At 62.6% G+C, this 15,206-nt stretch carries 16 protein-coding genes; 7 read left to right on the top strand and 9 right to left on the bottom strand.

Annotated elements, in window-relative coordinates:
• On the top strand, positions 1-1,173 hold the full coding sequence (locus RX717_RS15590; protein ID WP_159068134.1) for an MFS transporter: 1,173 nt from the start codon (positions 1-3) through the stop codon (positions 1,171-1,173).
• A 48-nt stretch (positions 1,174-1,221) separates the two neighbouring features.
• Here the strand turns inward: RX717_RS15590 and RX717_RS15585 are convergent, their stop codons facing one another.
• On the bottom strand, positions 1,222-1,815 hold the full coding sequence (locus RX717_RS15585) for an ECF transporter S component (protein WP_054326559.1): 594 nt from the start codon (positions 1,813-1,815) through the stop codon (positions 1,222-1,224).
• Positions 1,816-1,977: 162 nt separating this feature from the next.
• Here RX717_RS15585 and spoVAC point away from each other — a divergent pair, with 162 nt between their 5' ends.
• The 4 genes from spoVAC to RX717_RS15565 all read left to right on the top strand — a co-directional run bounded on the left by spoVAC (position 1,978) and on the right by RX717_RS15565 (position 4,852).
• Positions 1,978-2,430 (top strand): stage V sporulation protein AC, encoded by a 453-nt coding sequence (gene spoVAC, locus RX717_RS15580; RefSeq protein ID WP_082396864.1) that lies wholly within the window; start codon positions 1,978-1,980, stop codon positions 2,428-2,430.
• A complete protein-coding gene (locus RX717_RS15575) occupies positions 2,427-3,455 on the top strand; it encodes a stage V sporulation protein AD (protein WP_107631366.1) in 1,029 nt (342 codons plus the stop codon). The genes spoVAC and RX717_RS15575 overlap by 4 nt, the downstream gene beginning before the upstream one ends.
• A 5-nt stretch (positions 3,456-3,460) precedes the next feature.
• A complete protein-coding gene (gene spoVAE, locus RX717_RS15570) occupies positions 3,461-3,817 on the top strand; it encodes a stage V sporulation protein AE (protein WP_107632161.1) in 357 nt (118 codons plus the stop codon).
• Positions 3,818-3,889: 72 nt separating this feature from the next.
• A complete protein-coding gene (locus tag RX717_RS15565; protein WP_242977877.1) occupies positions 3,890-4,852 on the top strand; it encodes a tRNA dihydrouridine synthase in 963 nt (320 codons plus the stop codon).
• Positions 4,853-4,961: 109 nt separating this feature from the next.
• Here RX717_RS15565 and RX717_RS15560 read toward each other — a convergent pair whose 3' ends face one another.
• The 5 genes from RX717_RS15560 to RX717_RS15540 form a co-directional block, all read right to left on the bottom strand.
• The gene (locus RX717_RS15560) at positions 4,962-5,843 is read right to left on the bottom strand and encodes an ROK family protein (protein ID WP_107631367.1); all 882 of its coding nucleotides are present in this window, start codon (positions 5,841-5,843) and stop codon (positions 4,962-4,964) included.
• Between the two features lie 27 nt (positions 5,844-5,870).
• Positions 5,871-6,308: a PTS sugar transporter subunit IIA gene (locus RX717_RS15555; RefSeq protein ID WP_054326556.1), complete on the bottom strand. Its 438-nt coding sequence runs from the start codon at positions 6,306-6,308 to the stop codon at positions 5,871-5,873.
• Between the two features lie 14 nt (positions 6,309-6,322).
• The gene (locus RX717_RS15550) at positions 6,323-6,970 is read right to left on the bottom strand and encodes an HAD family hydrolase (RefSeq protein ID WP_107631368.1); all 648 of its coding nucleotides are present in this window, start codon (positions 6,968-6,970) and stop codon (positions 6,323-6,325) included.
• Between the two features lie 75 nt (positions 6,971-7,045).
• A complete protein-coding gene (locus RX717_RS15545) occupies positions 7,046-8,452 on the bottom strand; it encodes a PTS mannitol transporter subunit IICB (protein WP_107631369.1) in 1,407 nt (468 codons plus the stop codon).
• 74 nt (positions 8,453-8,526) lie between these two features.
• Complete coding sequence (locus tag RX717_RS15540; protein ID WP_054326554.1) at positions 8,527-9,528, bottom strand: Gfo/Idh/MocA family protein; 1,002 nt, start codon at positions 9,526-9,528, stop codon at positions 8,527-8,529.
• A 162-nt stretch (positions 9,529-9,690) separates the two neighbouring features.
• Between RX717_RS15540 and RX717_RS15535 the strand changes: the two genes are divergently transcribed.
• Positions 9,691-10,500, top strand: a complete 810-nt coding sequence (locus tag RX717_RS15535; RefSeq protein ID WP_054326553.1) for a MurR/RpiR family transcriptional regulator — start codon at positions 9,691-9,693, stop codon at positions 10,498-10,500.
• 39 nt (positions 10,501-10,539) lie between these two features.
• Here the strand turns inward: RX717_RS15535 and RX717_RS15530 are convergent, their stop codons facing one another.
• Positions 10,540-11,223, bottom strand: a complete 684-nt coding sequence (locus tag RX717_RS15530; protein WP_054326552.1) for an N-acetylmannosamine-6-phosphate 2-epimerase — start codon at positions 11,221-11,223, stop codon at positions 10,540-10,542.
• Between the two features lie 301 nt (positions 11,224-11,524).
• Between RX717_RS15530 and RX717_RS15525 the strand changes: the two genes are divergently transcribed.
• The gene (locus RX717_RS15525) at positions 11,525-11,746 is read left to right on the top strand and encodes a hypothetical protein (RefSeq protein WP_316960468.1); all 222 of its coding nucleotides are present in this window, start codon (positions 11,525-11,527) and stop codon (positions 11,744-11,746) included.
• A gap of 85 nt (positions 11,747-11,831) precedes the next feature.
• On the opposite strand, the gene RX717_RS15520 is transcribed toward RX717_RS15525, so the two are convergent.
• Both RX717_RS15520 and RX717_RS15515 read right to left on the bottom strand, forming a co-directional pair.
• Positions 11,832-13,205 carry a penicillin-binding transpeptidase domain-containing protein gene (locus tag RX717_RS15520; RefSeq protein ID WP_054326550.1) on the bottom strand — a complete coding sequence of 458 codons (1,374 nt, stop codon included), beginning with the start codon at positions 13,203-13,205 and terminating at the stop codon, positions 11,832-11,834.
• Entirely contained in the window at positions 13,206-14,957 is a 1,752-nt protein-coding gene (locus RX717_RS15515) for an FtsW/RodA/SpoVE family cell cycle protein (protein ID WP_107631370.1), read from the bottom strand. It abuts the gene before it with no gap.
• Positions 14,958-15,206: the final 249 nt, after the last annotated feature.

Below are 15,206 nucleotides of genomic sequence, written 5' to 3'. Positions count from 1 at the left end.
ATGCAAGCATTGATGCGGCGCCGCTTGATGCGATGCGCTTACCGGACAATGCTGCTCGGCGGCCTGCTTGGGTCGAGCAGCGGCGTGGTGATGAGCCTGCTGCAGGACCGCTATGCGCTGGGGTACGAATGGGGCGGCGTGCTGCTCGCGGCGTTGAGCGTGGGAAATCTGCTGTCTGGCTTTACAACGGGTATGCTGACCGTGCGGCGCGGCATGCGCAACACGACGCTGCTGCTGTCGACCGGCGGTGCGGCCGGTTATTTCGCCATGGCGCTGACAGGGAACCCCTGGCTGCTGGTGCTGGCGTTCGGGCTGGTCGGCGCGGCAAAGGGCTGCGTGCTGAATACGGACAGCGTGCTGGTTGCGATATCAGCGGAGGACCGCACCCAGGGAATGAACCTGGCGCATTCGCGCTTTGCGCTCGGCTCGCTGGTATGCCCGCTGCTGATCGCGGCGCTCGGCTTGCTGCACTGGCGCGCGCCGATGATCGGGCTAGGCCTGTGCGGCTGCCTGCTGTGGCTGAGTTATTACGCGGGCCGACTGCCGCGTCGGGCGAGCCGGACGGCGGACGGCGGGGGACAGTGGGACTTTTTCCATTCCCGCCGCTTCTGGCTGCTGACCGCGGTGCTGTTTTTCCAAAACTGCACCGAGATCGCGGTCACCGGCTGGATGGTTACTTATTTCAAGGATACAGGCATCCTGTCCGGCACGGCCGGGCAGCTCACGGTCACGGTCATCTGGGGCGCAATGCTGGCCGCGCGGCTGGTGATCGCGTTGGTGCTGCATATCCGCAACGGCTTCCGTGCGCTGACCCTGATGACCGCCTGCTGCATCGGCGCGTACCTGCTTCTGCTACAGGCGGAAACGGCGGTCTCCGCGCTGGTGCTGCTGTTTGTGTTCGGCGTCTCGATCGCGGGCGTCAACCCGACCGCGGTTGCGAGCGCGGGTAAATCGCTGTCGAGCGCGGGCGTGGGCGTGATGTTGCCTGCGGCAGGTGTCGGGGCGATCCTGATGCCGTATATCACGGGCCTGGTCGCATCCGCCTGGGGGATCCATGCGGGGATGATGAGCATTACGTTTGCGGTCGCGGGCATGTTTGTCAGCTCGGCGCTGCTGCTGGTCGTGCGCGAGCGGGGCGAAGCGCACACAGGCTCCCGTGACGAGCGGCCCTGATGGAAAAGCGCGGCCGCCCGCCGGAATTCTTTCCGGCGGGCGGCTTTTTTAATTCTTTTGCGAGCTGTGCGCCAGATGGCGCGCGAACGAGGTGGACTGGAGCGCTTTTTGCAGCGCGGGCGTGAGCAGCATCGCGACGATCACACCGACCACGGCGTTGATTAGGCTGGAGGCGATGCTGGCCGCGCAGCCGGCCACCGCAGGGACAAAAGCCGAGCCAGCGAGCATCATGCCCATGATCTTGCCCCCGATATACAGGGTCGAATAGGTCAGCGCACCCGCGATGGCCGCGACAAGGTTGCGGATCGTCCGGCGTCCGTTTGCCCCGCCCCAGTGCGAGATCAGCCCGCACAGGCCGGCCATGATAAAGTACCGGAGGAATGTGACATAGGCGGTGGGCGCGTATTCCGGATCGGTCAGGTCGAACAGCGCGCAGCCGATGCCGGCGGCCAGGCCGCCGCGCCAGCCGCCCAGCAGCGTGCCTGCCAGCAGACAGATGCCGTTGCCCAGCTTGACCATGGTTGAGCCGCCGGGCGTCGGGATCTTGATTTTGAAAAAGAATGTGGCAATGAATACAAAGGCCGCGAGCAGCCCCACGGCCACGATATCGTACAGCGTGATCTTTCGTTTGTTGTTTTCCATAACGGTTTCCCCCTTTTCTTTCCTCAGATAGGATACGGCATATTTGACCTGTTTTAAATAGCCAAACTTTGATTATTTTATAAGGTCAGATGGATAAACGGCAAAAAAACCGCGCAAAATAGCAGAAACATGGGAGTAGCCTCCCGAAGAGGAGAGATGCGCATGAAACTGGATAAGCAGAAATACCAGCAGATGTTGGAACAGAAAAGCCCGAATTCGCCGCTTTGGAAGGACTGTCTGAAGGCGTTCCTGTTCGGCGGGGCGATCTGCACGGTCGGCGAGGGCGTGAGCAATTTCTGGCAGTCGCGCGGCCTGGAGACAGCGGACGCGGCGGCGGCGACGGCCATCACCATGGTGTTCCTCGGCGCGCTGCTGACCTGCCTGCACCTGTATGAAAAGCTGGCCAAACACGCGGGCGCGGGAACGATCGTACCGATCACAGGCTTTGCCAACGCGATCGTGTCGCCGGCGATGGAATTCAAAAGCGAGGGGCTGGTGCTGGGCGTGGGGGCGAAGCTGTTTGTGATCGCCGGCCCTGTGCTGGTATACGGTATTTCGGCCAGCGTGCTCTATGGGCTGGCGCTGCTGCTGATGGGGGGAGGCGGCGCGGGATGATCCGGAGGATAGGGAAGCGCACGCTACAGTTTGCGGAGCGGCCGTTTCTGCTGTCGCATGCGGCGGCGGTCGGGAAAAAGGAGGGCGACGGCCCGTTGGGCGCGCAGTTCGACTTCGTGACCGAGGACGACCGCATGGGTCAGAAATCGTGGGAGCTGGCGGAAAGCGAACTGCAAAAGACCGCGATCGACCTCGCGGTAAAAAAGGCGGGTCTGCAGAAGAGCGATTTGGATGTGATCCTCGCGGGCGACCTGCTCAACCAGTGCATCGGCTCGTTTTTGGCCTCGGTGGGGTCGGACGTGCCGTATCTCGGGCAATACGGTGCCTGTTCGACTATGGCGCAGGGGCTGGCGCTCGGCGGGTGTCTGGTGGAGGGGGGCGCGGCGCGGCGCCTGCTCGCTGCCGCGTCCTCGCATTTCTGCTCGGCCGAGCGGCAGTACCGGTTCCCGCTTGCCTACGGCGGCCAGCGCACGCCGACCGCCCAATGGACGGCCACAGCGGCCGGCGCGGCCGTGCTGTCCGCCGCGGACCCGCGGGGCGGCTCCTCCGGCATCCGTGTCACGCATGCGCTGTTCGGCAGGATGGTGGAGATGGGCGTTAAGGACGCGAATAACATGGGGGCGGCGATGGCACCCGCCGCTTACGACACGCTTTCTACGCTTTTGTCCGACCTTGGTGCGCAGCCGGCCGATTTCGACTGCATCGTGACCGGTGACCTCGGCCATGTGGGGGCGGATATCCTGCTCACCCTGCTGCGGGAGGATAAGATCGACCTGTCGCCCGTGTACTCGGACTGCGGCAGCCTGCTGTTCGGGGATGAACAGGACGCACATGCGGGCGGTTCGGGCTGCGGCTGCTCGGCCGCGGTGCTGTGCGGCCCGCTGCTGCGGGATATGGAGGGCGGCCGGCTCCGGCGCCTGGTGTTCGCCGGCACGGGCGCAATGATGAGCCCGACCTCGGTGCAGCAGGGACAGCCCATCGCGGGCATCTGCCACGCGGTCGTGATCGAAAGGAGCGGCGCATGAACTGGATGGAATATGTCAATGCCTTTTGGGTGGGCGGCGCGATCTGCGCGGTCTGCCAGGTGTTCATTGACAAAACAAAGCTGACGCCCGCGCGCATTCTGGTTAGCTTGGTGGTGATCGGCGTGTTCCTGCAGGCGATCGGGGTGTATCAACCGCTCGTGGATTACGCGGGCGCGGGCGCGACCGTGCCGCTGCTCGGCTTCGGCTATTCGCTGGCCAAGGGCGTGGCGAAGGCGGTCGCGGAAAGCGGCCTGCTGGGCGTGTTCACCGGCGGCGTGACCGGCGCGGCGGGCGGCATCGCGGCGGCGATCGTGTTCGGCTGCCTGTTCGCCCTGCTGGCAAAGCCGAAATCCAAAAGCTGAGCCGCTTGCGGGCAAGGGAAAATCCCGTTATAATAGAACACAATGGGATCAATTGACAAAAGGGGTTTTTCCATGCAGTATTATTTCGCCCCCATGGAGGGCGTGACCGGCGCGGTCTACCGCCGCGCGCATCATGCGTATTTCCCGGGGATAGACAAGTATTTCATGCCATTTATCACGCCGACCGCGAACGGCCGTCTGACCCCGCGCCAGAAGCGCGACGTCGCGGCCGAGGCCAACGCGGGCGTGCCTGCGGTGCCGCAGCTGTTGACCAGGTCCGCTCCGGATTTCATCTGGGCGGCGAACGCCCTGGCGGAGATGGGCTATCCGGAGGTCAACCTGAACCTTGGATGCCCCTCGGGTACGGTAACGGCCAAGGGTAAGGGCGCGGGTTTCCTCGCCCATCCGGACGAGCTGGACCGGTTTTTTGACGCGGTATTCTCGGCGTGCAGGGCGGCGGTGTCGGTCAAAACGCGCCTGGGTGTGCGCGACCCCGCGGAATTTGACCGCCTGCTCGCGGTCTACAACCGCTATCCGATTGCCGAGTTGACCATCCACCCGCGCGTGCGGGTGGATTTTTATCGGGGCGGCGTGCGCGAGGCGGCGTTTGCCGCAGCCCTGCCGCAGTGCCGCATGCCGGTCTGCTATAATGGAGACGTTGTCAGCGAAGCGGTCGCCGCCGCGGTCGGCGCGCGGTACCCCGCGGTGCGGGCGGTGATGATAGGCCGCGGGCTGGTCGGTGACCCCTCGTTGGTCACGCGGCTGCGCGGCGGCCCGCGTGCGGATAAGACGGTGCTGGAGGCGTTCCACAATACCCTGTACGAGCGCTACTGCGCCGCGTTCGGCGACCGTCGGATCGCGATGCTGCGCATGAAAGAGGTCTGGTTTTACCACCTGAACCTGTTTGCAGACAGTGAAAAATACGGCAAGCGGCTGCGCAAGGCGGCAGGACCGGACGATTTCCTCGCGGCAGCGGCGGCGGTGTTCCGCGATTTGCCGCTGCGCGAACAGGTGGAGCCGGGCTGGTTCCGCTAAAAAAGGAAAGGCTCCTATCCCGAAAGGATAGGAGCCTTTTTTTTTGCCGCCCCGCAGTACGGGGTAGTAAGGGGGGGATCGCCGTCCCCTTGGGGGACGGCGGATTGTGTTACAGGGCTTGCTGCTGCAGCCAGCGGTACGCGCCCGCCATGCCCGCGCTGTTGCCCAGTTCGGCAAAGGCGAGACGGGTGTGTGCCAGCATGAACGGGTTGGCGAAGCGCTGCAAATGGCTCTCGAGCAGAGGGCGCAGATAGGCACTCTGCCCCATGATGCCGCCGCCGAGCACGACCGCCGCGGGGTCCATCACGCACATGCACGCGGCGACGCCCTGCGCGAGCGTCCCGCACAGCGCGTCGATCGCCTGCGCGCAGACCGTGTCGCCCGCCTGCGCGCGGGCGAAGATCTGCCGCCCGTCCAGCGTTTCGCCGGTCTGCTCTGCAACGCGTCGGATGAGCGCGGTGGTCGAGGCCTGCTGCTCGAACGCACGGCCGTTTACCGGCATGTAGCCGATCTCGCCCGCGCTGCCCGCATGCCCGTGCCAGACCTTTCCGTCCAGCACGACCGCGCCGCCGATGCCCGTGCCGACGGTCAGGCAGAGCACGCTGTCCGCGCCCCGCCCCGCGCCGTAGGCGGCCTCGCCAAGCGCGGCGCAGTTGACGTCGTTTTCGACCGCGCAGGGCAGGCGGAACGCCTGCTCGACCGCGGTTTTGAGGTTGCGCCCCGTATAACCGGGGATATTTTCATTGGCGTACAGGATCGCGCCCGTCCGGTGGTCCACCATGCCGGCGGTCGAGACCGCGATGCCAGACGGGTTGTACTTGCCGACCAGCCCGCCGATCAGGTCGAGCAGCTTGCGCTCCACGCCCGCGCCGCCGAGCGTTTTGGCGTCGGTCGGCGTTTCCCAGCGCGAGGAGAAAACGATTTCCCCGCCGGGATCGTGCGCGGCGCCGTATTTGATCGAGGTGCCGCCAATATCAAAGCATAGAACCATTGCGTATCCATCCTTCCGGCGGCCGGTTCAGGCGAGCAGAGCGCAGAACTCCTCCGGCGTTTTGGCCGAGAAAAGCTGCTCCATGCGGCCGTCGTCCATCAGGACCTCGGCCAGCTCGCCGAGCAGGTCGATGTGGCTGTCAGGGTCGGTCGCGGCCAGGGTGATAATCAGGCGGACCGGATCGTTGTCGCCCGCGCCGAACGATACCGGCGGATTGAGCGTGGAAAAAGCGAGCGCCAGACGGTTGGCGCCGCATTCCGGCCGCGCATGCGCCAGCGCCAGGCCCTTTGCCAGCACGAAATACGGGCCGTTCTTGTGTACGGATTCGATCATGCCCTCGATATAGCTTTGCTCGATATCTCCCGCGTCCCGCAGGGGGGCCGCCGCCTGGCGGATCGCATCCTCCCAGTCCGCGGCCGCAAGGCCGATCTGCACATCCTTTGCCGTGATCTTTTCTAACAGCATGGTAATGATTCCTCCTAAAACTCTGCGATCAGCGAGGGTACGTCCACGTCCGCGAGCGAATCGCACAGGCGGTACTGACCCTCAAAGGTACAATACTTGGTCACGTCGTTGGGTACGACCAGCACGCGCATATCCGCGTTGCGGCCGGCCAGCAGACCGTTGAGCGAATCCTCAACCACCAGGCACTCGGCCGGCGTGCAGCCGAGCTTTTCGGCCGCCTTGAGGAACAGGTCGGGGTTGGGCTTGATGCGTTCGACGTCTTCAGCCGTGACCAGCAGGTCGAAATACTGCATTAGGTGCAGGCGTTCGAGGTGTACGGTCGGCTTTTTGCGGCCGGAGGAGGTCGCCAGCGCGACCGACAGGCCGTTTTCCCTGGCGCTTTTCAGGAAGTCCTCCACGCCGGGCTTTGCCGGCAGGCGGCCGCTTTCCTCGATGAAGCACGCCAGCGTGTCCTGCGCGAACTCGTCGCGGTCCACGTGGATGCCCTTGGCGTCCAGCTTGCGGAACAGGTCCTCCGCATTGGAGCCGACACAGGCCAGGAATTCCTGCACGGACAGGTCGTACTGCTTGTGTACACGGAACCATTCGACATAGATCCGGTACCATACGACCTCGGTATCGACGATCAGGCCGTCAAAATCCATGATAATCGTTTTCAGCATACTGACTCTCTTTTCAATAAACGGGTAAAGGAAGCGCCGCCGCTGGACCAGCGGCGGCGCCGCCCTTACAGGCTGTTACTGCTTGTTTTCTCGGGCCTGCTTGATCTTTTCGATCAGCTCGTCATACTGGGGCGCGTTGATGAAGTCGGTCACTGCGATGCAGTAGGCGTCCTTCTGCACGTCCTTGACACGGTCGAGCAGCAGCTCCTGAGTGACGACTACCTGACATTCGGTCGGCAGGTTTTCGATTGCGATATGGAATACCGTAACGTCGTCCAGGCCGGCGGCCTTGCACTTTTTCTGCAGCACGGTCGCGCCCATGGCGGAGGAACCGATGCCGGCGTCGCAGGCGTAGGCGATGCGGGTAACCTTGGAGAAGTCAAAGTCTTCGATGCTCTCGAATACGGAGGAAATGCGGCTCTTCTTGCCCTTCAGCTCGTTCATGGTCTGCGCCGCTTCCTTGAGCGAAGCGTCGTCGCCGCCGCCCGCGCGCTTAATCAGCGGGATGGACAGCACGAACGTAATTGCGCACGCCACCAGGATGCCCAGGCAGATCTTGAGCTGGTCGCCGGGCGAGGACATCAGCATGATGGAGATGATGCTGCCGGGGGAGGCAACGCCGACCAGGCCGACGTTCAATATGGTGAACATCAGGGTGCCGCACGCGCCGCCGACGATCAGCGGGAGGATGAGGATCGGGTTCATCAGCACGAACGGGAAGTATATCTCATGGATGCCGCCGAACAGGTGGATGATGGAAGCGCCCCACGCGGAGGACTTGGAAGAGCCCTTGCCGAAGAACATGTAAGCGAGCAGCACGCCCAAGCCGGGGCCGGGGTTGGATTCGAGCAGGAACAGGACGGATTTGCCCAGGCTTTCCAGCTGCAGCGTACCCATCGGGGTCAGGATGCCCTGGCCGATGGCGTTGTTGAGGAAGAGCGGCTTGGCCGGCTCGATCAGGATTGCGGTCAGCGGCAGCAGATTGTTCTGCACCAGGAAATCCACGCCAGCGGCGAACACGCCGGTCAGGGAGGCGATCGCCGGCCCAAGCCATACGCATCCGATCACGGCGATGATCGCGCCGATGATGCCGACCGAATAGTTGTTGACGATCAGCTCGAAGCCCATCGGGATCTTGCCGTCGATCAGCTTGTCAAACTGCTTGAGGATCCAGGCGGAAAGCGGGCCGAGGATCATTGCGCCGATGAACATGGTCACGCTGGAGCCGATGATGACGCCGATGGTGGCGACCGTGCCGATCACGCCGCCGCGGTAGTCATAGACCATCTTGCCGCCCGCAAATGCGATCAGGAGCGGGAGCAGGTAGTTGAGCATCGGGGTGATGAAGCTGCGGAGCATGTCGTTGTCGATGGCGATGCCGACTGCGGTCAGCAGGCCCCAGGCAATGAACGCGCCCAGATTCGGGATGACCATGCTGCTGAGCTTGCTACCAAATTTCTGCACCTTTACTCGTACTGACATTCTTTTGCCCTCCTTAAAATCCGTGAAATGAGTCTCTACCGTTTCTCTTTATGTGGAAAAGCGCGGGGGAATGCTTACAGGGAAACCTCCTTGCCCTCCGCGATCGAGCGCTCGATCGCGTCGACCACGCGGAGCGTGTTGAGGGCGTCCTCCGGCGTGATGATGGACTTGGTGCCGCTCAGGATGTTGCCGATAAAGGCCATGATCTCCTCGGACAGGTCGCCGGACGGCGCGCCGTTGCAGTTGTACCAGTGGCGCGAATCCGGATACAGGACGCCGCTGCCGGTCACGAAGCGTACGCCGTTGTCGCACGCATCGACATAGGCCACGCCCTTGGTGCCGACCAGCTCGACCTTGTCGTCGATGATCGTGGGCGAATTCTCCGGCAGCACCCAGCATGCCTCAAGGCACGCGACCGCGCCGTTTTCATAGGTGACGAGCGCGTAAATCACATCGTCCATGCCGTATTCCTTGAGCAGCACGCTGCGGGCCTTGGCGAACACCTTGACCGGCTTGCAGCCCATGAACCAGTTGACATAGTCGATGTCGTGGATCATGACGTGCATGGACAGGTCGGACGCGCCGATGTAGCGGCGGGGGCCGACGATCGGGCTGTTGCGGCGGCAGTACATATGGATGATGTCGCCCAGCTCGCCGGCGTCCAGGCGCTGCTTGATCATGTTGAAGCGCGGGTCAAAGCGGAGCAGGAAGCCCAGCGAGAACACCTTGTCGTAATCCTTGAGGATCTCGTACATTGCCTCCCCGTCGGCCAGCTCCTTGGCGAGCGGCTTTTCGAGCAGGATGTGCTTTTTGTTGGCGACCGCGATCTCGACCGCCTCGCGGTGCATGTTGTCGGGCAGGACGATCGAAACCGCGTCGATCTCCGGATTTTCGAGCAGGTCCTTATAGTTCTTATAAGTCTGACAGCCGTACTCCTTTTCCGCCTCCGCGCGGCGCTCGTCGTTAAATTCGCATACCGCGACGAGGTCTACGCCGGGCAGCTTGTTATAAATGCCTGCATGGATCTGGCCCATCTGGCCGAAGCCAATGACGCCTACTTTGAGGTTCTTGTTCATGATGCATTCTCCTTTTCTATGTTGGACCTTTTTGTGGAAGGTTTGCCCACGGGTTGGGGGGACGGCGCCGCGTTTTTTTCGGCGTTTTTGCGTTTGCCTGTTGCAAAATCGCGACGGTTATACTATGATTGTTAAAGAATAAACTATCTTCAGGAGGAAACCATGGCTGATCTGAGTTTTCAAAACCGGCTGCAGTTTTTCGGCTTCCGGCTCAGCAAAAGTGAACAGAAGATCGCCGCTTATATCGTCGCCCATCCGGAGCAGGCAGCGTCGATCGCCAGCCAGGAGCTTGCGCAGGCCATCGGCACGTCCAACTCCACGCTGACCCGCTTCTGCAAAAAGCTGGATTACCGGAATTATATCGAATTCCAGACCCTGCTGGCAGCCGAGGGGACGCCGGGCCAGACGCCCGACCAGACCATTCGCCGCATCGACCATTATTACGAGCGCACGCTGGACGCGGCCTGCGAGCTGGTGCAGCCCGAGGACTTGGACGCGTTTGTCGACCGCATTCACCAGGCGGACAAAATCCTGATCTTCGGCCTGGGCAGCTCGGGCCTGACCGCGAGCGAGTTCAACATGCGGCTGGTGCAGATGGGCTTTACCTCAAGCGTGATGACCGATACGTTCCTGATGCGCGTGCAGTCCAGCCTGTTCTCGCCGAAGGACCTGATTATCGCGGTGTCCAACTCCGGCGAAACGCCCGAGGTGGTCAGCGCGTGCCGGATCGCGAAATCGGCGGGCGTGCAGATATGCCTGCTTACGCAGAGTAGCCGCACCGAGCTGGCGAAGATGGCGGACGCCATCCTGCTGGCCGGGGACATCGGGCAGGTGGGGGACGAGAAGTTCATCAATTCCCAGATGCCCCTGGTGTTCCTGATCGATGCGATTACCTATCGGCTGCTGGAGGACCCGAAATGCAGGGAAAACCGCGACCGCGCGCTGTATACCCTGTTCCACCGGAATTTTTGAATCGGAAGAGCGCTCCGGCGCTCTTTTTTTGCGCCCGCTTTACGTTGCGTAAATCGCGTCGGTAAAGGCTTTGGTGATCAGCTGGGGACGGGTGATCGCGCCGCCGGTGACAACCGCGTGCGCGCCCAGTTCGATGCAGCGGCGCGCCTTGGCCGGGGTATCGACGTGGCCCTCCGCGATGACCGGAATATGTACCGCGGCGAGAATGGCCTTGAGGCGGGAGAAATCGTCGTCCGCGATATTGTGTCCCGCGGACTGGGCGGTATAGCCCATGAGCGTGGTGGAAACGCAGTCAAAGCCGAGCCGCTCCGCGCGGACCGCCTCCTCCAGCGTGGCGATATCCGCCATCAGCAGCTTGCCGGGCGCGGCGGCGCGGGCCTTTTGGAAAAAGTCCCCGAGCGTCTCGCCTTGATAGCGGGGGCGGTCGGTTGCGTCAAACGCGATCATGGCGCAGCCCGTTCCGGCCAGCTCTTCTATTTCGCGGAGCGTGGGGGTGATATAGATGGGGGAACCCTCGTAGTCCCGCTTGACGATGCCGATGATCGGCAGGTCGGTGTTTTGGGCGATTTCGTTGATATCAGCCGCGGTGTTGGCGCGGATGCCTACGGCGCCGCCCTCGGCCGCTGCGCGTGCCATGCGCCCCATGATGAACGAGGAGTGCAGGGGTTCGTTTTCCAGCGCCTGACAGGATACGATCAACCCGCCTTTGACCTGATCGAGCATACTGTCATCCTCCTATCGGTATTGTTTTCATTTTTATTATACAAAGTGAAAATATTTTCGTCAAGACGATGGAATAATTTGGATGGACAAATTTCAAAGGAATTTTTGAGCAGTTTGACCATATGTTCGTCTGTTTGAATAGGAAAGCAATAGTTAAATTGACATATATGGAAAAAGCGTGACAAAAAGGCGTATTCCGGCCGCGCCTGCCGCAAAATTACCGTCTCTATAGGAAAGTCCGTTTTAACGGACAAGCAATCCGCTATACTGAAGCCATCAAAAGGAAGCGGAGGAATACCGGATGAAAAAAAGACTGGGCAGTGCCCTGCAGGCAGCGGGGGGCGCGATCTTATTTCTGGCGGCGGGGGCGTCGGACACGGGCGCGGTTTCGGCCGGCGGGCTGGCCTTTTCTATCTTATGCGCCGCGCTTCTGTTTTTCACAGGCCGCGCGCTGCGCCGCCGGAAAAAGCCTGCATCCTGCCGCCGCATGGGGCGGGCGCTGCCTGCCGTCGCGGGACGGTAAGGGGGGACGGCAAGGGGCGCCGAAAGCATGTGCTTTCGGCGCCCCTGTGTTTTTTCCTATCCGTATGTCCGTCCGCTGCGGAGAGTTAATAGCCCTTTTCGACCGCTGCGGTCAACACTCTGGAGGCCACCGTACCCGCGACCGACGAGCCGCCGCCGCCGTTTTCCACCAGCACGATGAACGCGTAAGGGGTCGCCTCGTCGCGCAGGAAGCCGGTGAACCAGGCGTTTGGGGTCTTGCCCCCGCCGACCTCGGCCGTGCCGGACTTGGCGCAGATGTCCATGCCCGGGAAGCGGTCCTGTCCATAGGTTTCGATCACGTTGTTGTGCATCATATCCGCGATGGTATCCGCAGTGTCCGCGTCGATCAGCTTATCCGACTTATGGGCGAAGTAAAGACCGGTCGGCAAACCGTAGTCCGTGGTGGTTTTTTCGATCAGGCGCGGCAGGGCGGCCTTGCCGCCGTTGGCGATTGCGCCCATATACAGCATCATATTGATCGGACACATGGTATCCTCGCCCTGGCCGACGCCCGCCCAAGCGAGCTGGTTGTCGTTTCCGTCAAAGTTGAAGCGGCCCTCCGAGGTGCGGATGCCGTCCACCCGTATGGCGGTGGTCAGGCCGGCCGCGTCCGTATATTTCTGCATGGTATTCCCACCCAGTTCGACCGCGAGCTGGCCGAACACGCCGTTGCAGGAGTTCGCCAGCGCATCCTCAATGTCCATCTGCCCATGCGCATACGGGCAGGTGACCGTATCGCCCCCGATTTCGACCGAACCGGTGCAGTTCCAAGTGCGGGAAAACAGGTCGGGCAGGTTCTCGACCGCCGCGTTGAGTGTGACCACCTTGAAGATCGAGCCGGGGATGGAGTTCGCGGACAGCAGGCGGTTGACGTACACACCCTCCCACGAGGGGTCGTCCGGATCGATGGCCGGCGGGTCGGCGGGGTCGAACGACGGCGTGGATACCATGCACAGGATCTCGCCCGTCTTATAGTTGTACACGCCTACCGTGCCGTTCATGCCGCCGAGCGCCTGATAAGCGATATTGTTAAGATAGGCGTCGATCGTCAGGTACAGGTTGTTGCCCGTGCCGAGCGGAGAATACACGCCGGTCAGCAGGTTATAGCCGGAAAGCTTGTCCGCGAACGCGGTCAGCGCACCCGCGCCGATGTTGCCGGCCGGATCACCGACCGCGTGCAGGGTGGCGCGGCGCACGGCGCTGTCCGGATAATAGGTGCGGTTTCCGTTTTCATCCAGCGAGGAAAGCACGTCGCCGTCCCGATCGAGGATGGTGCCGCCCTTGAGCTGGCCGGAATTGCTGTACAGGTGGCGGTTATAGGGATAGGAGGCCCAGTCGCCGCCATCCACCACGAAACGGAAGCAGAACAGCAGCAGCCCGACGCCCAGCAGAGCCGCGAGGATCAGGCAGAACACGCCGCGTTTTTCGATTTTCCGCACTCAATCCACCTCCCCGCGCAGCTCGCGCCGGCTGGGCAGCCGGACCGCGAACGAAGCGTTTTGGCGCGTGTCCGTGGCCTTCAAAAAGGCGAGCATGCCCCACGCGGACAGCATGGACGAGCCGCCGTTCGAGACAAACGGCAGGGTCACGCCCGTGAACGGCAGGATATCCACCGCGCCGAATACGTTCAGGCAGGTCTGGAACACGAGCAGGCTGGTCGCGGCGCAGGCCGCGATTGTGTAAAAGCTCGACCGTCCCGCGCGGCAGGCACGCACCGCAAACACAGCCAGCGTGATGATGCACAGCACGGTCAGCACAGCGATTACCAGCCCCCACTCCTCGCACAGCATGCCGAACACAATATCCGTGTCCGCCGCGGCCAGACCGGAGAGCCAGCCCTTGCCCGCGCCCACGCCGATCATGCCGCCCGAAGCAGCGGCGGTCAGCGTGTGGGTCTGCTGGAAGCCCGCGCCGTACACATCCTCCCAGATATGGCCCCAGGAGGCAAAGCGCGCCGCAACATGCCCCTTGACGGTCAACAGCACCATGCCGCCGGCGAAGCAGCCCGCGCAGATCAGGCCGAGCGTCGCGAAGTCGCCCGAGCGCAGGTAGGCGATGACTAGGAAGGTGACGAAAAACACCAGCGCGGTGCCGAAGTCGTTCTGCAGCGCCAGACACGCGCCGCAGATGCCGGTCAGGCCGATGAACAGCCACAGGTTGCGCTTGTTGAACAGGCGGTCGAGTGTGGCCGCGCCCGCGAAGATATAGCAGATTTTGGCCAGCTCGGAGGGCTGGAGCGACAGGCCGCCCAGCCGGATCCATGCCTTGGCGCCGCCCTCGCTTGACCCGATCAGCAGCGTGATCACCAGCATGCCGACCGCCGCCGCGCCCATGATCCAGCGCACCCTCTGCGCACGGGTCAGGTCGCGCAGGAAAAAGCCGAGGACCAGGAAGATCGCCAGCCCCATCAGGATGGCGACGAGCTGCTTGGGGCATTCGTCCGGCACGGTCGAGCCGGTCACGGCCAGCGACAGCGTGCACAGGAAAAAGGCGATGGTTTCCATCTCAAAGCCGATGCGTCGGAACGAGCGCAGCACGATAAAATAGCCCCAGCACACGGCCGTGAATGTGAGGAACGTGAGCGGGACGGTAACGGAGGCGTTCTCGCCCGCGGCAACGATGAGCTGCAGCGCGGTCAGCACCTGGAACAGCGTCAGCAGCACAAGCGAGCCCCACATGCCGGCCGGCCGGCCCTCCACGCGGCGCTCGGCCATTTGCTCGCGCTTTTCCTCGGCCGAGATCGGCACCAGCATGGTCGGGATGCCGCCGAACGAGAGCGTGTCCCCATCCTCGACGACCGCGTATTCGTCCACCGGCAGGTCGTTTACCTTGACGCCGCCCTTGGAGCCGAGGTCGTATACCGTCCACGAGCCGTCGTCCTCGCGGATGAGCGCGGCGTGCTGGCGGGACACCGAGGGGTATTCGAGCTGCACGTCGCACGCGGGCGCGCGGCCGATGATGTTTTCCCAGTGGGTGATGGGCAGGCGCACGCCGTTGGCCATGCCGAGATAGCCCCAGACCTCGTCCGGATGCTTGACTTTCCACAGCGAGCGGATCGCGCCGACCAGGATCATCAGCGCCAGCAGCGGGAACACAAAACGGACGACCGTTGTGTACCACGCGCCGACGAGCGGGTTTTCCGCCAGAAAGACGGTCAGCGTATCCAGAAGGCGCTGTAAAGCGTCGGTCATGTTTGGTTTCCTCCCTTCAGGGAACTTGGGTTGATAACCTATATATTATAGCACGGCTTGTCAAGCGAAGCGTGAACGGACGGTAAAAAACGGGGCTTTCAGCCGTTTTCCGCTCCTTCCCGCCGGAAAAATGCCGTGCGGCCGCGGGCTTCGTTTCGGAGGCTGCTGAATATTTTTCCTTTCGACTGTTTTTTTCCCAATTGGACGGATTCCAGCTTACCTGATAATGCACTCGTTAAATGGATGGAG

The organism is Intestinibacillus sp. NTUH-41-i26 (assembly GCF_032769475.1).
In the GTDB taxonomy this organism is placed as follows: domain Bacteria; phylum Bacillota; class Clostridia; order Oscillospirales; family Butyricicoccaceae; genus Agathobaculum; species Agathobaculum ammoniilyticum.
The sequence above is the reverse complement of the archived record's forward strand: the minus strand, read 5'-3'. Positions and strand labels throughout refer to the sequence as shown.